Source organism: Pseudotabrizicola formosa, from assembly GCF_002900965.1.
GTDB classification, from domain to species: Bacteria; Pseudomonadota; Alphaproteobacteria; order Rhodobacterales; family Rhodobacteraceae; genus Pseudotabrizicola; species Pseudotabrizicola formosa.
Window position 1 is genome coordinate 25,369 of the sequence record NZ_PJOM01000005.1, and the last position, 16,885, is coordinate 42,253.

The window sequence follows — 16,885 nt, forward strand, 5'->3', positions numbered from 1 at the left end:
GACACATCCAAGGGAGGATACTATGAAACATTCCACACTGAAGACGGCGCTTTTCCTGACGACGGTTATCGCAGCGGCGAGTCCGGCCTTTGCCCAGTTCACCGAACGCACGTTCCGCGTCTCGAACGGTATCAACGAAGACCATCCGGTTGCCGTTGGCATGCAGGCCATGCAGGTGTGCCTGGATGAAAAGACCGGCGGCATGATGAAGATGCAGGGCTTCTGGGGCGGTGCTCTGGGCGGGGACCTGCAGGCCACGCAGGCCGTGCGCAGCGGGCTGCAAGAGGCGGTGGTGACCTCGTCTTCCCCGCTGGTTGGGATGGAACCGGCGCTGGGTGTCTTTGACCTGCCCTTCCTGTTCCGCACCCCGGAAGAAGCTTATGCGGTGATGGACGGACCGTTTGGCGAAAGCCTAAATGAAAAACTGGATGCGGTCGGTCTGGTCAACCTTGGCTATTGGGAAAATGGCTTCCGCAACATGTCAAACTCGCAGCGGCCCATCGAGACATGGGAAGATTTCGAGGGCATGAAGGTGCGGGTGATGCAGAACAACATCTTCCTCGACACCTTCTCGAACTTTGGCGCGAATGCCACGCCGATGTCTTTTGGCGAAGTGTTCTCGGCGTTGGAAACCAAGGCGATTGATGCACAGGAAAACCCCTATGTGACCATCGACACCTCGAAGTTCTATGAGGTTCAGTCCTACATCAGCGAAACCCGGCATGCCTATACGCCGTTCCTGTTCCTGTTCTCGAAGGCGATCTTCGAAACCTATTCGCCCGAAGAACAGCAGGCCCTGCGCGATTGCGCCACTGTCGGGCGCGATGTCGAACGCGCGGCCATTCAGGAACTAAACCTGGAGTCGCTGGCCAAGATGGAAGCGGCCGGGTTGAAGTTCAACACGATCTCGCCGGAAGATCAGGCAGAGATGCTGGCCAAGTCGCAGGTCGTCTATGACAAGCACAAGGAGTCGATCGGTGCGGATGTCGTCGATCAGGTGCAGCAGATTCTGAGCGAATTGCGCGCAGCCCAGTAAAGGCAAACTGAGTGACATAGACACGAACCAAGCGCCCGGGGTCGATATCGGCTCCGGGCGCCTGGATGATCACAGGGCCTTGAGATGAAACCGAAACTGACGGGCAACACCGCCGGCATTCTTTTGATGTTGCTCGGTATGGCTGCCTTTGCCGGAAATGATGCCATCGGCAAATGGCTGGTTGCCGATTACGGTGTGGCGCAGGTGATTTTGCTGCGCTCTGTGGCAGCACTGCTGATCATGGCCCCTTTTATCCTGCGCGGTGGCCAGGTTGTTGCCCGCATCCGCTCTGCCCCCCGCCCCGACCTGCAGGCCCTGCGCGCGGTTTGCGCCACGGCCGAAGTTTTCTGTTTTTATGCCGCCGTGTATTACATGCCCTTGGCTGATGTAATGGCGTTCTGGATGGCGGCCCCGATCTATGTTGTGGCAATCTCGCCCTTTCTGTTGGGCGAACGCGTTGGCAGGCGGACTTGGATGGCGGTTGCGGTCGGCTTTGTCGGTGTGCTGATCCTTCTTGCCCCCTCGCTCCAGCTTTCCGGCCCCGGGGCCCTTTTTGCCCTGTTGGGCACCGCAGCCTTTGCTGCCATCATGATTCTAGGCCGGTCCCTGCGCGAAACCGCTGACCGTGATCTGGTCCTTTTTCAGCTGGTGGCGGCGGGTGTTGCCGGGCTGGCCTTCGCGCCCTTTGACTGGCAGCCGATCCGTTCGGGCGGGGATCTGGCCCTGTTGTTTCTGTTGGGGGTGGTGGCGACCGCCGCACATATGCTGGTGACCCGGGCCCTGAAACTGGCTGATGCCTCCGTGGTGGCACCCTTGCAATATTCGTTGCTGGTCTGGGGCGTTGTCTTTGGATTTCTGATGTTCGGGGACGTGCCTGCGCCGGCTATGCTGATCGGGGCGCTGCTTATCGTATCATCAGGGCTGATCGTTCTGCGCCGCTGAACTCGGTCTGCGGGGGGGCGTCAGGCCGATCACGGCAGGGCCTGACAGGTCGTCAGGGTCACAACCGGCCAGAGGGTCAACAGGCTGGCGCACACTCCTATCCATCCGGTCATACGCAGCAGTCGGTGCTCCAGTGCCGGGCCCGTTGGTGCCGCCCGCAACAGCACAAGATGCACCGCCAGCCCCCCCAGCCAGACGGCGACCATGGCCACACCGTGCAATGACCCGAAGGGCGTGGAGACCGAAGGCCAGCCCCGGGCGCAGCCCAGACCATGCAGGGCATAGACCGCCGAGAAAAGACCCGCCCACAAGATCAGCGGGGCGGAAAAGGCCGCCAGCCAGCGCATCAGGCGATCTCCTGCAAGGTGATGACCAAGGCCGAGATCGCGGCTGTTACGGCTGCAAAATCCTGCCACAGCCGCCAGACCGGTGCCGTCCCTCTCCGGCCAAGTGACACCCGTCCATGACGATCATCGGTCCATGTCCGCAAGCCAAGCAAGGTGGCAATGCCCGCATGTACCGCGGCATAGGCCAAAAGAATGCCACGCAGGGCGTCGCGCGCGTGCTGACGGGGATCATCTAGCATGAGTGCCGCCCCCGCAATCGCCAGCAGCGCCACGCATCCCGCTGCGGTGCCAAGCAGAGCCCACAGCTGACCATGCGGGCTGGCACGGCCATCCTCGGCGCGGCGGGCCGCCAGCGCGGCAAAGGCCAGCATCAGAACAATGACGCTTGCCGTCAGCGGGGCCAGCAGCATGGGCAAGTCTGACGCCGGCGCAGGCCATCCTGGTGCCACGACTGACAGAAACGCCACACCGAACAGCAGCGAAGCAAACAGGGTGCCATCTGCGACCAGCGTGGCCACTGCCCCGCGATAGGCCAGAGAGCCGCGCGTGTGCCAGTGCAGGGGCAGCGCCAGATCCGGCGTCACGGCGACCGCCGCATGGTCTCGGGTGGTGCCCATGATATCGCCCCAGCGCCAGACGGCCAGGACGATCAGCCCCAAGGCCAGCGGGACAAGCCAATAGAGTCCGGCAAGCAAAAGCCCTACCAGAGTGCCGATGGCACCCGCTGTGATCAACGGCAGCACCGTGTTGCCGGGCAGTACGGCCACATGTGACGGTTTGCCCGTGCCAGGATCGACCACCAGAAGTTCGCGCCAACCACGGGGCGCACCGGGCAAAAGTCCTTCTCCGCGTGCCAGCGGCAAGATGAGGTCTGGCCCTTTGGGGCCCTGCATCGGAAGCGAGGCAAAGTTGTAGGCCGGTGCCGGCAGCACCATCGCCCAGTCCAGCGTGTCGGCCTGCCAGGGGTTGCGGCGGCTTTGGCGGCCAAAGAGAAATTGCATCGCGATGTCAAAGGCAAACAGCGCAAATCCGGTGGCCATGACCATGCTGAAGATCGACGAGATCAGATTGGGCAACACCCATTCCGGATTGTCAGGATAGATGTCGATCCGCCGTGGCATGCCCAGAAGTCCGGTCAGGTGCATGATGAAGAACGTGCCGTGAAAGCCGATGAGCACCAGCCAGAATGCGCCCTCTCCCAGACCCTTGATGCGCCTGCGCCCCGAAATCAGCGGCATCCAGTACGTAACGGCCGCCATCATCGGGAAGACAAAGCCGCCGATCAGCACATAATGCAGATGTGCCGTGACGAAGGCGGTGTCATGCGCCTGCCAGTTGAACGGCACGATCGCCAGCATGACCCCGGTCAACCCGCCCATGACAAAGGTCAGAAAGAACCCCAGCGCATAGAGCATCGGCAGATGCAGTTGCGGACGGCCTTTCCAGATTGTTCCGATCCAGGCAAACACCTGTACCGCTGTCGGCACGGCCACCAGCGCCGAGGCGGCACTGAAGAATGCCAACGCCATATGCGGAATGCCCACCGCAAACATGTGATGGACCCACAGCCCGAAAGACAGGAACACCAGGCCCATCACCGCCGCCACGATCGCGCCGTAGCCCAGGATCGTGGTGCGGCACATCACCGGGATCAGGGTTGACAGCGCCCCGGCTGCGGGGAGGAAGATGATGTAGACCTCTGGGTGGCCGAACAGCCAGAACAGATGCTGCCAGAGCAGCGGGTCTCCGCCGCGCGCCACGTCAAAGAACGGCCAGTCAAAGGCCCGCTCGACCTCGAGCAATATCGACCCGAGGATGAGAGGCGGAAACCCCACCAGCATCATGGCGGCAGTGCCAAGCATGTACCAGCCCATCAGCGGCATCTGGGTCAGCGCCATATTGGCCGCACGGCAGAACAGGATGGTCACGGTAATCTCGACCGCCGCCGCGACGGCTGAAATCTCGACAAAGGTGACGCCGATCAGCCAGATATCGGCATTGATCCCCGGTGTGTAGGTCTTGTCGGACAGCGGAGTATACATGAACCAGCCGCCATCGGGGGCCACACCGCCCAACAGTGACAAGACAATGATCAGCCCGCCAAACAAATAGCACCAGTACCCCAGTGCCGACAGACGCGGGAATGCCATGTCCCGCGCCCCAAGGATCTTGGGCAACAGCCACAGTGCCAAGCCTTCGAGCATCGGGATTGCGAACAGAAACATCATGATGCTGCCGTGCATCGTGAAGATCTGGTTATACAATGCGGTGTCAAGGAAGTCGCCGCGCGGCGTGGCCAGTTGCGCCCGGATCAGCATCGACAAGACACCGCCGATGGCAAAGAACACGAAAGCCGTCGCCATGAAGCGCAGGCCGATGGTGGTGTGGTTGACCGAGGTCAGTGTTCCGCGCCAACCTGGCGCATCGGTCCAGACTTTGGTCAGCTCCTTGTGCAGGCGCAGGGCGCGTTGCTGCGGGTTGGGGGTAAAGCTCTCCGCAACGGCCAGCAACGGATCTGAACCGGTTTTGCTCTGTGATCCCGTTGTCATGGCGAATCCTCCGGGCCGAACACATCAGCCTGCAGGTCGGGGAAGTCCCCCTCAGGGTAGACAACCACGGAAAACCGCATGGCACTGTGACCCACCCCGCAGAATTCGGCGCATAGGCCTTCGAGCACCTCGGGCACATCGGCCTGCAGTCGGGCGAGGTTCACCCGGCCCGGCACCGCATCCATCTTGCCGCCAAGGCGCGGCACCCAGAAGCTGTGAATGACATCGCTTGATGTGATCTCGATATCGAACGGCCGACCCGCAGGCACGTAAAGCACGCCCTGCGTGACAATGGCTGTGCCATCAGGCCCGGGCTGTGTAAACTCCCAGCCCCATTGCTGGGCATGTGCCGCGACACGCAGCGCGCCATCAGCACGGGCCAGGATGCGTTCGCCCACCCAGACGCCATAGGCCACAAGGACCACGAGCACCGACATGGTAAAGCCGACGCCCAGCCCCCAGATCCAGAGCCGTTCATTTCCCGTCCGGTTGGGGCCGCTCCGCCAGGCCAATGTCAGCAAAAGCAAGACCAGACCAGTGATTATCGCAGACCCGATCAGCATGGCCCACCACAGTCCCGCGACCATCTGTGACGATGGCCCTGCCGGGTCCAGCGTCGATAAAGGGCCGCCACAGCCCGTCAGGCAGGGAACAAAAATCCCCATCCGCGCTTTGTTCCGGTAGCGTGGCTTTTTGCCTCGCCCTGACTCAGGCTGTTTGAAAGGCCCGCCATGACCCGCAAGCCGTCTCGCCACTTTGTCGACCCCATCCAGAAATTCGACGCCTTTGACGATACGGAATCCGCCGTCGCCATTGCCGGACACCCGCTGCATGCGATGATGGTCGCCTTTCCCATCACACTGGCGTTCTGCACTTTTGCGGCTGACGGGCTTTATTGGTGGACCGGGGACGCTTTCTGGCCGCGCGTGGCCATCTGGTCGGCCGGAGTGGGTTTTTTCATTGGTGTTCTGGCCGGCATTGTCGGCACCGTCGAACTGCTTGCCGTGCGCGGCATTCGCGTGCGCTCGGCCAGCTGGACGCATTTCATCCTGGCAGTCATGCTGCTGTCGCTGCTGGGGGTGAACTGGGCGATCCGCCATGATGATGCTCAAGCCATTGTCTTGCCTTGGGGAATGCTGGTCTCGGCAATCTGTGCCGGGATGACAGCGATCACCGGATGGCATGGCGGTAAACTGGTGTTTGACTACCAGATCGGGACGAAAGATGATCACAGGGACCCCCCCTGAGGTTCAAGCGCCACTGCGGGCAAGAGGTTTGCCAGCCAGGCCAGATCAGGCTTGGCCAGGACCAGCCACAGGATGACCGCGATCTGCGTCAGCACCAGCGGCAGACCGATCAAGGGTGGCGGCATCTTGTAACGCCCCCCGGTTTCACCGGATCTCAGGATCAGATGGCCGAGCCAGGCGTGTACCAGCACCATCCCCGCCACGAAGGCCAGCTTGACCAGGAGCCATGGGTCATAAACCTCGGCCAGAAAAATCAGCAGGGTACCTGCTACAATGGCCACAATGGCCGCGGGCGAGGCAAAGGCGATGTAGCCGTAATGGGTGATCAGCCGATATTCCGTGAAGTCCGATTGCGTCTTGGCCCGTCGGTAATGGTGCAGCAATACGGGAAGACTCACCAATGCCGCCGACCAGCACAGCAAAGCTGCAATGTGCACGAACTTTACAACTGCGATCACGACACGAACCCCCGCGACCATGCGCGTGTACAGATGCGAAAGGCCAGGGCAGCAAGAGGCAAGAAGCCCGGCACCCACATGATCAGCCCCGCCAGCTGCTGATCCGCCAGAAGGCTCAGACCATAGGCCTCCGTGCCGAGCAAATGCAGCGGATAAAGCGCCGTTGGTGCAAAGGTCAGCACCGCCCCGATCAAGCCCATGATCCCCGCGAGCGCGGCGATCTGAAGGGCATCCATGAACACCACTTCGGCTTGCTGCTTGGGGCGCAGGACCGCTGACCAGAACACCCAGGCCGGGCCCAGCAGGGCAGCCTGCATCAGCCAATAGAGCGCCTCACTGTTCCAGGCAGCGGCATAGACTGACGGGACATGCCAAGCCAAAACCGCGCCCGCGGTCAGGATAAAGCCGATCCTGCCTGCGGCATGGAACAGCGGGAGGGCAATGGCGAGGGCCGGGGCAATCACGCTGATCAGAAGAATATGATGGACCGACCGGGCTGCAAACAGCGCGACGGTCGCCGCACACAGGGGCGACACAAAGGCCAAGATCAGCCCTGCAAAGGCGATGGCCAGCGCCCGGTGCTGTGCGGGACCGGAGATTGCCCTGTGCTTCATCGCCATGAGGGCGAGGCCAAACCCCAAGCCCAATCCTGCCAAGAGCACGGGGTCGACGTTCCACGCCGCCCATACACCGTCGGGCGCGACCAAGGGCCCGCAATAGGGAGTGCTGCCTTCAAACTGTGACAACGGCATCAATTTCATTTGCGGCACCACAGGATCAGTCTTCCCTTATTGCAGTTAAGTGGCGGCAGGGCCAAAGCTTTGCGTAGGCATGCAAACATCCAGGGCAATGGCCCCGCTTCTCCTTTGGTGAGCACTGCCGGAGCACTGATCCAACCATGGCAATCGCACAGACTAGGGCAGCGCATAGGCGATGAAGTGATCGCCAATCGGCGTTTCCATGAAATTGTGACCGCCCGCATTGATGATAAGATACTGCATCCCGTCTATTTCATACATGGCTGGCCCCGCTTGTCCGCCTGCTGGCAGACTGTCTTCCCACAAGACCTCACCGGTGGCGATGTCCATGGCACGGATCAGATCGTCGGTGGCCGCGGCGATGAAGATCAACCCGCCCGCGGTCACAACTGCACCACCATTATTTGGGGTGCCGATGTCCAGCGGCATCATCGAAGGAATGCCAAACGGGCCGTTCTTGCGCGCTGTGCCAAAAGGTTTGTCCCAGAGCACTTGCCGGGTGGCCAGATCGACCGCCATGATGCCGCCATAGGGTGGCTCTTTGCAGAGCAAGCCGGTGAGAGGCACCCGCCACCCCGCGTTAACTTTGATGGCATAGGGTGTATCCGCCTGCGGATTGTAATCTTTCGGCGTATCCTCGGCACCAGGTTCATCGATGGGAACCACGCCCAGCCGCTCGGCTTCGTCCCGTGGGATCAACCGGTTGAAGTTCGGTGTATCGTTGTAATTGGCAACCATGATCCCGCGCTCCGGATCGATCGCCACGCCACCCCAGTCTGATCCACCATTGTAACCCGGATACTGGATCCAGTCGCGGTCAACAGAGGGCGGGGTGTAGATGCCGTCGTAATGCGCCCGACGGAACTGGATGCGGCACCACAGCTGGTCCAGCGGCGTCATCCCCCACATGTGATGTTCCTGGATATCGGGCTTCAGGGTGCTGGGGAAATCGACCACAAAGGGTTGGGTCGGAGACAGGCGCTCTGACTCGACCCCTCCTTGAGGCACCGGGCGTTCCTCGACCTCCACCAGCAGTTCGCCGGTTTCGCGGTTGAAGATGAAGAACATCCCCAACTTGGTCGGCAGGATCAGCCCAGGGACTGGCCCATCTTCGGTTGGCACATTGATCAACGTCCCTTGTGACCCAAGGTCGTAATCCCAGACGTCATAGTGCACCGTCTGATAATGCCAGGCGACCTGTCCGGTTTCCACGTCCAAAGCGACCAGCGCGGTGGAATATGTATTTTCGGCTTCGGTCCGCGTGGCCCCCCAATAGTCGACCGAAGAATTGCCAAGGGGCAGATAGACAAGTCCGAGGTCATTGTCGCCGGATGCTATGGTCCACACATTGGGTGTGCCGCGGGTATAGGTTTCCCCCTCTGGCGGAAGGCCGGTTTCCCCCGGTCGTCCCATGTCCCATGCCCAAGCCATCTCACCGGTTTCGGCGTCATAGCCGCGTACCACCCCAGATGGCGCATCGCGCCGCTGGCCGTCACGCACCTGCGAATGCACCACGGCGATGTTGCGCACAACGGTTGGAGGGGAGGTCGGCGCGTACCAGCCGGGCACAGAATGGCCGATGCCCTCCTTCATATCGACCGATCCACCACTGCCAAATCCTTCGCACAATGCGCCGGTTCGGATATCGACGGCAATCAGGCGGGCATCAAGCGTATTCATAAGAACCCGCTGTGCACAGGGGGCATCTGGATCCAGAGTCGGCGACGCGTAATAGGCCAGGCCACGGCAGGTTGCGTTATAGGGAATGGCTTCGGTGGGAACCTGCGGATCATAGCGCCAGTTTTCCGCTCCCGTTCGGGCATCCACCGCAATGATCTTGTTCATCGCCGAACAGATCAGAACCTGATCCTCGATCTTGAGGGGAGTGTTCTGATTGGAATACCGCTCGTCATTCTGTGGCATGTCGCCTGTACGAAATTCCCAGACACGACGCAGACCGGATACATTTTGCGGTGTGATCTGGTCCAAGGGCGAATAGCGTGTCGCATGATGGCTGCCGCCATAGGCTGGCCAGTCCGCGCCCGCCTCGGGCATCGGAAATGAGGCGGTACTCTGTGAAGCGGTGGGCTCAGAATCGGGTGGCAGACTTGGTGTCTGGTCGATCAGGCGATCTGTGGGGGTGACGGAAGGCTCGGGAGTATCCTGTGCCAGCGCGGCACGGTTCAACGAAGGGTCCATCGCCAGCATTGTGCCCATCACCGCTGCGATTGACAGGACCCCTCGCTGCGCCGGAGCACCCAGCCGCCGAAGAGCCGGAATTGTTGCCAGCACCAGCACGAGGATCAGCGTCGGCGCGACCAGTCTTGGCACCTGCGCCCACCAGTTGAACCCAACTTCCCAGAAGGCCCAGGCAACCGTTCCAGCAAAGGTAAACGCATAAACCCAAACGGCCGCCATCGTCCTGCAAAAAAGACCATAGGCCGTCGCCAGCAGGCCCAGGCCCGCAAAAGCATAATACCACGACCCGCCCAGCAAGATCAGCCAAATGCCGCCGACAAAAATCGGTATGCCGAAGACAAGGATAACAACCGCAAGCGCCGTAACAGCGGCAAAACCTGCTCGGTTGGCGGGCGGGGCGTCAGAAAAATTGCGCATCGGGACTCCGCTGGAAAGGCCAATCCGTTGGTCAACCGCCGGATCACAATTACGTTCCCAGAAAAATGAGCGACGTCTGATGCGGGCAACAGGATAGCTCGGGAAGCGCCGGTCCCATGCCGCGGATGCCCATACTTTTGGCGCGGGTGCGGCGTCATCTGACGTCAAGAGGCCCGCGCCGGGGGGGTTGGCACTGCGCTTGTTTTCACCGCTGACACCCTGGCTTCGAAGGAACGAACCCGGCCGTGGAATGTTGTCATGGCAAGCCGCCCCTGCCGACAACCCCTGACGCCCGAGGACGCATGCAAATCTCATTGGATATCAACGGCAGCCTTCGGGATGTCTATCTGGACCCACGTACCACCTTGCTGGATGCCCTGCGGAGTCATCTTGGTTTGACCGGAACCAAGAAAGGATGCGATCACGGTCAATGTGGCGCATGTACGGTTTTGCTTGATGGGCGCCGGGTCAATGCCTGCCTGACCTTGGCCTGCATGGCTCAGGGGGCCAAGGTGACCACGATCGAGGGGCTTGGCAGTTCTGATGCGCTGTCTCCCCTCCAGGCGCAGTTTCTCAACCATGATGGATTTCAATGCGGGTTTTGCACACCGGGGCAAATCTGTTCGGCCACCGCGATGCTGGAGGAACTGGCGGCCGGTTGGCCAAGCCACGCCTCGACCGATCTTGAAGGACCATTTCCATTGAGCCATGCCGAGATTGCGGAGCGCATGAGCGGCAATCTGTGCCGGTGTGCCGCCTATTCCAACATCGTTGACGCCATACAGAATGCTGCAAAAGACGGTGACGCCAAATGAAGCCATTTGCCTATCATCGCGCCCAATCCCTGCGGGACATCCCGGACGGTGCGACCATTATTGCTGGCGGGACAAATCTGCTGGATCTGATGAAGCATGAAATCGCCACGCCGAACACTTTGGTGGACATTTCCCATCTCGACCTGAACCGCATCGAACCCGAAGCGGACGGGCTGCGCATCGGGGCCTTGGTGCGCAACAGCGATCTTGCGGCTGATCCAGTGATCCGCCGCGATTATCCCGTATTGTCGCGCGCCCTGCTGGCCGGAGCCAGCGGACAACTGCGCAACATGGCAACCACGGGTGGCAACCTGATGCAGCGGACACGCTGCCCCTATTTTTATGATCTGCGCACCCAATGCAACAAGCGTGCACCTGGCACAGGCTGTGCCGCGATGGGCGGTGTCATCCGCAACCACGCCATCTTCGGGGCCTCGCCCGACTGCGTCGCCACCTATCCCGGCGATATGGCAGTGGCCTTGTCGGCGCTGGGGGCAGAGGTGGAGATAGCGGGTCCGGACCCAAGGCGGGTGCCGGTTGCCGATTTCCATCTGTTGCCTGGCAATACCCCGCATGTAGAAACGCGTCTGAGGCCGGGCGAGATCATCACCGCGGTCATTTTGCCGGCACCGGTCACAGGCGAACAGCGCTATCGAAAGGTTCGGGACCGCGCGTCTTTTGCCTTTGCGCTTGTCTCGGTCGCGGCGGTGATCACCATGGTAGACGGTCGCATCACCCGCGCAGCGCTGGCCTGCGGAGGGGTGGCGGCAAAGCCGTGGCGCGACCCGGAATGTGAGGCGGCTTTGGTGGGCCGTGAGCCATCGGATGCGCTGTTTGAGCAGGCGGCCAGCCTGATGCTGCGCAGCGCCTCCAGTCAGGAAGGCAATGCCTTCAAGATCCCCCTTTTGCGCCGGACCCTGATCGCCACGCTGCGGGATGCAACCGGATTGGAGCCTGCCCCATGACCCAACACCTCAAGGTAGACGCGCCCGATCACGAAAGCCGGTTGGACCAGATGGCGCAAGGCGTGCTGGGCGAACCGGTTTCTCGCAGTGAAGGGCAGCACAAGATTACTGGCGGTGCCACCTATGCCGCCGATGCCGGGGCCGAAGGGATGGCTTACGGCGTGCTGGTTCAGGCATCTGTTTCCGCGGGACGGGTGACCGAAATCGGTGAAGTTCCCGGAGTGCTTGCTGTCATCCATGACCCACGCATGCTGCGACGGGCGGCACAGGGGATGTCGACCGAAGGCCCAGATGCCGGGCCGCAACAGGTTGACTTCATGGGGCAATCTGTGGCGCTGGTCGTGGCCGAAAGCCTAGAGGTGGCGCAGGCCGCCGCCCACGCCCTGCAGGTCCGCTATGAGGCCCGTCAGGTGCCGGTGATGCCGGATGCCGTTGACCCCGAGGTGCCAGAGGACAAGCAATCGGCCACGGGCGATCTGGATGCAGCAATGCGCGACGCTGCTTTCCGCGTGGATCAAGTCTGGCACACCCCATCCCAAGCCGCCGCTGCCATGGAGCCGCATGCCGCTGTGGCGCAATGGGCCGGGGATTGCGTGACGATCCGGGCAGGGTTGCAGATGCTTGGGTTCTGCCGCGAGCAAATGGCCGATGCCTTGGGCATTGACGTGGGTCAGGTCCGGCTGCTTGCCCCCTATGTAGGGGGCGGCTTCGGGTCCAAACTGGGCATCAATGCGGAAGCGGTCGCCGCTGCGATTGCCTCAAGACAGTTGGGAAGACCGGTCAAGGTTGTCATGTCGCGGCCACAGGTTTTTGATCTTGCACACAGGCGATCAGAAACCACACAGCGCCTTCGTCTGGCCTGCGACAGCAACGGTGTGCTTTCAGGTGTAGGCCATGAGGCACTTGTGTCGAACCTTCCTGGGTCCGAGTTTTCAGAGCCTGTAACGCAGGCGACGCCTTTCACCTATGACGCCGCCAATCGGCAGATCGTTCACAAGATTGCGAGGATCCACCGCAGTTGCGCCGGATCCGTCCGTGCCCCGGGCGAAGCGGTTGGGGTCACGGTGTTCGAATGTGCGCTGGACGAGCTCGCCGAAGCCGCTGGCATTGATCCGGTGGAGTTGAGGTTGCGCAACATCCCCGAAATGGAGCCCGGAACCGGCCGTCCGTTTTCCAGCCACAAGCTGGCCGAAGCCCTGCGTGAGGGGGCTGAGCGTTTTGGCTGGGCAGATCGGGTGGCACCGCGCGCCCGACTTGAAGGCGAATGGTACATCGGCATGGGCGTTGCTTCTGCGGTGCGTGTGAATTCGCTGGTCGAATCCCGGGCCAGGGTCACACTGACACCACAGGGCCGCGCCATCGTGGAAACCGATATGACCGATATCGGAACGGGCACCTATACGATCCTTGGCCAGATCGCTGCCGAAACATTGGGGCTTGATCTGGCAGGTGTCGATGTCAAGCTTGGTGATACCGATTTTCCGCGGGCTTCGGGGTCAGGCGGGTCCTTCGGAGCGGCCTCCAGCGGAACATCCGTCTATCTTGCCTGTGCCGAAATCCGCGACAAGATCGCTGACATGATGGGATGTGCCGAGGCTGGTCTGACCCTTCAGGACGGCACGGCGCGATGCGGCAACATCGTCCGGCGGCTTGACGATATCATCCGGACCCCTCTGGTCGGCGACGGGCATCTTGAGCCGGGCAAGACCGAAGACAGCGTGCGCCAGGCTACATGGGGAAGCCATTGGGCCGAGGTTGCGGTGAACCGCTGGACCGGTGAAACCCGTGTGCGCCGAATGCTGGGAGTCTTTGCCTGCGGCCGCGTCCTCAATCACAAGACCGCCCGCTCGCAATGCCTGGGCGGCATGACCTTTGGCATTGGCATGGCTCTCACCGAAGCGATGGAGCATGATCCGCGCGACGGCCATATGGTCACGCGGGATCTGGCCGAATATCACATTCCCTGTCATGCCGACGTGCCGCATATCGAGGTTCATTTTCTGACCGAACGCGATGCCTATGTCGGTCCTCTGCAAGCGAAGGGTCTGGGAGAGTTGGGGATCTGCGGCGCGGGGGCGGCTGTACTCAACGCAATTCACAATGCCTGCGGGGTGCGGGTGCGCAACCTGCCGGCGACCCCGGACAAGATCATTGCAGAACTGGAGATCTGATTCAGGTGCCTACCCAGAGAGTGTGACGCAGGCTGGCGCGGGCAACGCAGTCTGATTGCGAAGCTGGTCCTGATCTTGGGCGGCGAGCGATCTGCAGGCATCCATCGGCTCCGCCTGCTGTGCTGGTCACGGCCGTTGCAAGTTCGCATGAAGCTTTGCCAAACGTGCGGGAACAGGATGCCGCCTGCTCTGGTTGAACGCTTGTACGTAACCTAAGGGGAGCAAATTCAGATGACCGCGATTGAAGAAGACCGCATCCGCCAACGGGCCTATGAAATCTGGGAGGCATTGGGGTGCCCGGAAGGGTGCCACGAAGAGACCTGGCGGCAGGCGGAGATTGAAATTGCAGCGATGGACACCTATGGCCTCAACGCTGCTGAAGTCCGCACCATGCAGCATGCCGCTGCGGGGACTGACCCTGTGGCAGCTGATGCGTCTTTCGCCGAAGGGACAGACCCCGCTCCGCCCACGCTTGAGCAGCTCAAAGGTTGTCTGAGCGAAAAAGGCACCTAAGCGGGTCAGGGTCCCTGCTTGGATATCGCCACAACAAAGGTCAACGGCGCAAAGACCTGACGTCTGCCAGTTCTGGCCCTCTGCCCTGACCGTGGATCTGATGCGATCTGGCCCGCGACCCGCGTGGTCCAAACATGGCAACCTGTTCTTGAGTTCAGGGGCACGGCGGTGCCTCAAGATGTTGGGTGTCACCATTACTGCTCGGGCTTCTGGCCTGCCTTGCTTGGGATGTGGCGTGGCGCGCAAAAACTGCCCCTAGCGGGCGTTTATAGCGCTACACTGGCAATCAGCCGCCATAAGAACCTGTCTTGCACCCAGCTTGCTTGACTTTGGCACATGGCAAACGGATGTTTTGAAAAGACCTCGTAATTCCGAGACCTGTTGTCGGTCGTTGATGATGTTTTCGGCTCTAAGAGCAAAGTTTTGGAGAAGTTGAGTTGGACGATGAGTCCCACGTGCAAGCCGCTGATGTCTGGGATGAACGTCACCTGCGCATCGCGACGGGCGCGGCGGGAGTGGCGTTATGGTCTTGGAATGTCGATACGGATCGTATCACGATGGACAGCCGGGCTTTCGACCTTTGGGGATTGCCTCAAAAATCCAAGGTCACATTCGAAGATCTGTCAGCCTGCATTCATCCGGCAGACCTAGACAAGGTTCGGGCGGAGTTTTCGGCCACTAGGGATCTGCGCGGCCCGTATGAGATCGATTTCCGCATCCTGCACGGTGACCAGGAACGCTGGATTTCTGCCCGTGGCCGCGGTGAGGACGAGGGTATTGTTGGTCGGATCATGTACGGTGTCTTTCTGGATGTCACCTACCGGAGAAGTTTTGAAGAACAGCGCGAGCTTGTCGCCAGGGAAATGCACCACCGGATCAAGAATCTGTTCAGCCTGTCATCAGCACTTGCCTCGATCGCCGCCAGAAATACCGATACAAAACAAGAGATGCTTGAGGATCTCGCCCAGCGGTTTCAGGGCCTGTCAGCCGCGCATAATCTGATCTTTGCAAGATCTTACGATCAGAAAAAGGCGATCCGTCTGAATGAACTGCTCAGCGCCCTTTTGCAGGCCTATTTGCTTGATCCGTCTGCAGCGCAGAACATTTCCATTTCTGCGCCCGAGGTGCTGGTTGGCGAGCATGCGATCACGCCTCTGGCCATGATCATTCATGAGCTTGCCACCAACGCCACAAAATATGGGGCGCTTTCAAGTGACTCTGGCCGGATCGTTGTAACCGGTGAAGATGAAACCGACGTGGTCAGGCTGGTCTGGAAAGAAGCAGGCGGCCCGGCATCAGATCGCCTGGCATCAAAAAACGGCTTTGGAAACAAAATGACCGAGCGGGTCATTCAGCAATTCAACGGTTCGATTCATCGGGACTGGACGCCGGATGGTGTTCACATCACTCTGAGCCTGAACAGGGCTTTGCTGGTGGGGTGAGCGGTTGGCGGCTCAGCTGGTCTGTTGCGCCAACAGATACAGTTCCATCAACGCAGGAAGAGATTTCACCCCACATTTGTGCATCAAGCGGGCGCGGTGCCCTTCGACTGTCCGCTGGCTGATGCCCAGATCGGCTGCGATGTTTTTGTTTGCCATTCCGTCAAGCATCAGGGCCAGGATTTCGGATTCGCGTCGTGTGAGAACGCGGAACCGTGCTTTTGCCTTGTCGCGGAGAAGGGCTTGGGTGCGCAGTTCCTTGGCACCCTTGATTGCTTCGGAAATGCTTGCAATCAGCGCCGTTCTGTCTGCGGGCTTTTCGATGAAATCCGCGGCTCCAGTCTTCAGGGCGGCAACCGCAGTCGCAGCATCGCCCAGACCCGTTAGCATGATCGCCGGAGCCACCGATCCTTCCGCGCGAAGATTTTCTAGCAATGTCAAACCATTCATTCCGGGAAGCATGACGTCAATCACAAGACAGACATCGCCCGCAGGTCTTGGAGCGGCGAGAAAGGCTTCGGCGGAAAAGAAATCGCGCACGCGCCACCCTTCCGCCTCGAACATGTCACGGCTCGCTTCTCGCACTGCCGCATCGTCTTCAATCAGATAAATCGTGGCAGAGCCGGAAAGCTTTTGGCTAGTTGCGGGGCATGGTCCGTCCGAATGTGCGGCATCTGACCTTGACCGATCCGGATCGCGTAAAGCACACATGCGCCCCCCAAGAGCCCCCAGAAAATCTTCGAACAAAACTCACGGGCGCGTGAATGGTTCCCTCCCGATACGACACCGTTGCATGGCGCTCTGACTTGGCCCGGTTCGACACAAGCCAGCCCGGGCGACTCTGAGAGCGCCTCAGGCCCTGGTTGTGCGCCTGTTTTCAGGCATCCTTCGCAAGGCGAGCGGCGGGCTGGCCGAACTTATACACAGCGCCCACCATCCGTGGTCCAAATGGCCTTGTCGTCCACGCAAAATTGAAGGTGCGGCGGCGCAGATGCTGCGTTGACTGCGCTGCCGGATTTTGCGATTGAC

The 16,885-nt window shown here is 60.8% G+C and carries 15 protein-coding genes; 8 read left to right on the forward strand and 7 right to left on the reverse strand.

Translation table 11 applies throughout. The annotated features are described in order from the left end of the window. The first annotated feature begins 22 nt into the window (after window positions 1–22). Complete coding sequence (locus CXR43_RS15370; RefSeq protein WP_103335476.1) at window positions 23–1,036, forward strand: TRAP transporter substrate-binding protein; 1,014 nt, start codon at window positions 23–25, stop codon at window positions 1,034–1,036. An 84-nt stretch (window positions 1,037–1,120) separates the two neighbouring features. Then, window positions 1,121–1,978, forward strand: a complete 858-nt coding sequence (locus tag CXR43_RS15375; RefSeq protein ID WP_246831417.1) for a DMT family transporter — start codon at window positions 1,121–1,123, stop codon at window positions 1,976–1,978. 29 nt (window positions 1,979–2,007) lie between these two features. Here the strand turns inward: CXR43_RS15375 and CXR43_RS15380 are convergent, their stop codons facing one another. The 3 genes from CXR43_RS15380 to CXR43_RS15390 are packed head-to-tail and all read right to left on the reverse strand — an operon-like array spanning window position 2,008 to window position 5,461. Further along, complete coding sequence (locus CXR43_RS15380) at window positions 2,008–2,325, reverse strand: hypothetical protein (protein WP_103335478.1); 318 nt, start codon at window positions 2,323–2,325, stop codon at window positions 2,008–2,010. Then, a complete protein-coding gene (locus tag CXR43_RS15385) occupies window positions 2,325–4,874 on the reverse strand; it encodes a cytochrome c oxidase subunit I (RefSeq protein ID WP_103335480.1) in 2,550 nt (849 codons plus the stop codon). Before CXR43_RS15385 ends, CXR43_RS15380 begins: the two co-directional genes overlap by 1 nt. Further along, complete coding sequence (locus CXR43_RS15390; protein ID WP_210402107.1) at window positions 4,871–5,461, reverse strand: cytochrome c oxidase subunit II; 591 nt, start codon at window positions 5,459–5,461, stop codon at window positions 4,871–4,873. Before CXR43_RS15390 ends, CXR43_RS15385 begins: the two co-directional genes overlap by 4 nt. A gap of 144 nt (window positions 5,462–5,605) precedes the next feature. Here CXR43_RS15390 and CXR43_RS15395 point away from each other — a divergent pair, with 144 nt between their 5' ends. Next, complete coding sequence (locus CXR43_RS15395; protein WP_103335486.1) at window positions 5,606–6,121, forward strand: DUF2231 domain-containing protein; 516 nt, start codon at window positions 5,606–5,608, stop codon at window positions 6,119–6,121. On the opposite strand, the gene CXR43_RS15400 is transcribed toward CXR43_RS15395, so the two are convergent. The 3 genes from CXR43_RS15400 to CXR43_RS15410 all read right to left on the reverse strand — a co-directional run bounded on the left by CXR43_RS15400 (window position 6,103) and on the right by CXR43_RS15410 (window position 9,953). After that, window positions 6,103–6,579, reverse strand: a complete 477-nt coding sequence (locus CXR43_RS15400; protein ID WP_103335879.1) for a CopD family protein — start codon at window positions 6,577–6,579, stop codon at window positions 6,103–6,105. The two genes, CXR43_RS15395 and CXR43_RS15400, sit on opposite strands and share 19 nt — an antisense overlap. Then, the gene (locus CXR43_RS15405) at window positions 6,576–7,340 is read right to left on the reverse strand and encodes a cytochrome c oxidase assembly protein (RefSeq protein ID WP_246831418.1); all 765 of its coding nucleotides are present in this window, start codon (window positions 7,338–7,340) and stop codon (window positions 6,576–6,578) included. The genes CXR43_RS15400 and CXR43_RS15405 overlap by 4 nt, the downstream gene beginning before the upstream one ends. Window positions 7,341–7,493: 153 nt before the next feature. Next, on the reverse strand, window positions 7,494–9,953 hold the full coding sequence (locus CXR43_RS15410) for a membrane-bound PQQ-dependent dehydrogenase, glucose/quinate/shikimate family (protein ID WP_103335488.1): 2,460 nt from the start codon (window positions 9,951–9,953) through the stop codon (window positions 7,494–7,496). A 302-nt stretch (window positions 9,954–10,255) separates the two neighbouring features. Here CXR43_RS15410 and CXR43_RS15415 point away from each other — a divergent pair, with 302 nt between their 5' ends. From CXR43_RS15415 to CXR43_RS15435, 5 genes are all read left to right on the forward strand, one after another. Continuing rightward, entirely contained in the window at window positions 10,256–10,768 is a 513-nt protein-coding gene (locus tag CXR43_RS15415; RefSeq protein ID WP_103335491.1) for a 2Fe-2S iron-sulfur cluster-binding protein, read from the forward strand. Next, the gene (locus CXR43_RS15420) at window positions 10,765–11,733 is read left to right on the forward strand and encodes an FAD binding domain-containing protein (RefSeq protein WP_103335493.1); all 969 of its coding nucleotides are present in this window, start codon (window positions 10,765–10,767) and stop codon (window positions 11,731–11,733) included. Before CXR43_RS15415 ends, CXR43_RS15420 begins: the two co-directional genes overlap by 4 nt. Beyond that, window positions 11,730–13,904 carry a xanthine dehydrogenase family protein molybdopterin-binding subunit gene (locus CXR43_RS15425; protein ID WP_103335496.1) on the forward strand — a complete coding sequence of 725 codons (2,175 nt, stop codon included), beginning with the start codon at window positions 11,730–11,732 and terminating at the stop codon, window positions 13,902–13,904. Before CXR43_RS15420 ends, CXR43_RS15425 begins: the two co-directional genes overlap by 4 nt. A gap of 231 nt (window positions 13,905–14,135) precedes the next feature. Further along, window positions 14,136–14,417 (forward strand): DUF2934 domain-containing protein, encoded by a 282-nt coding sequence (locus CXR43_RS15430; RefSeq protein WP_103335498.1) that lies wholly within the window; start codon window positions 14,136–14,138, stop codon window positions 14,415–14,417. Window positions 14,418–14,854: 437 nt separating this feature from the next. Then, window positions 14,855–15,859, forward strand: a complete 1,005-nt coding sequence (locus CXR43_RS15435; protein WP_146036535.1) for a sensor histidine kinase — start codon at window positions 14,855–14,857, stop codon at window positions 15,857–15,859. A 12-nt stretch (window positions 15,860–15,871) separates the two neighbouring features. Here the strand turns inward: CXR43_RS15435 and CXR43_RS15440 are convergent, their stop codons facing one another. Beyond that, complete coding sequence (locus CXR43_RS15440) at window positions 15,872–16,567, reverse strand: response regulator transcription factor (protein WP_103335504.1); 696 nt, start codon at window positions 16,565–16,567, stop codon at window positions 15,872–15,874. Between the last annotated feature and the right edge of the window lie 318 nt (window positions 16,568–16,885).

Coding starts and splice junctions, on each gene's coding strand:
- CXR43_RS15430 (WP_103335498.1), top strand. CDS start 14,136: ATGACCGCGATTGAAGAAGACCGCATCCGCCAACGGGCCTATGAAATC.
- CXR43_RS15410 (WP_103335488.1), bottom strand. CDS start 9,953: ATGCGCAATTTTTCTGACGCCCCGCCCGCCAACCGAGCAGGTTTTGCC.
- CXR43_RS15415 (WP_103335491.1), top strand. CDS start 10,256: ATGCAAATCTCATTGGATATCAACGGCAGCCTTCGGGATGTCTATCTG.
- CXR43_RS15385 (WP_103335480.1), bottom strand. CDS start 4,874: ATGACAACGGGATCACAGAGCAAAACCGGTTCAGATCCGTTGCTGGCC.
- CXR43_RS15420 (WP_103335493.1), top strand. CDS start 10,765: ATGAAGCCATTTGCCTATCATCGCGCCCAATCCCTGCGGGACATCCCG.
- CXR43_RS15395 (WP_103335486.1), top strand. CDS start 5,606: ATGACCCGCAAGCCGTCTCGCCACTTTGTCGACCCCATCCAGAAATTC.
- CXR43_RS15440 (WP_103335504.1), bottom strand. CDS start 16,567: ATGTGTGCTTTACGCGATCCGGATCGGTCAAGGTCAGATGCCGCACAT.
- CXR43_RS15375 (WP_246831417.1), top strand. CDS start 1,121: ATGAAACCGAAACTGACGGGCAACACCGCCGGCATTCTTTTGATGTTG.
- CXR43_RS15380 (WP_103335478.1), bottom strand. CDS start 2,325: ATGCGCTGGCTGGCGGCCTTTTCCGCCCCGCTGATCTTGTGGGCGGGT.
- CXR43_RS15390 (WP_210402107.1), bottom strand. CDS start 5,461: ATGGTCGCGGGACTGTGGTGGGCCATGCTGATCGGGTCTGCGATAATC.
- CXR43_RS15405 (WP_246831418.1), bottom strand. CDS start 7,340: ATGAAATTGATGCCGTTGTCACAGTTTGAAGGCAGCACTCCCTATTGC.
- CXR43_RS15370 (WP_103335476.1), top strand. CDS start 23: ATGAAACATTCCACACTGAAGACGGCGCTTTTCCTGACGACGGTTATC.
- CXR43_RS15425 (WP_103335496.1), top strand. CDS start 11,730: ATGACCCAACACCTCAAGGTAGACGCGCCCGATCACGAAAGCCGGTTG.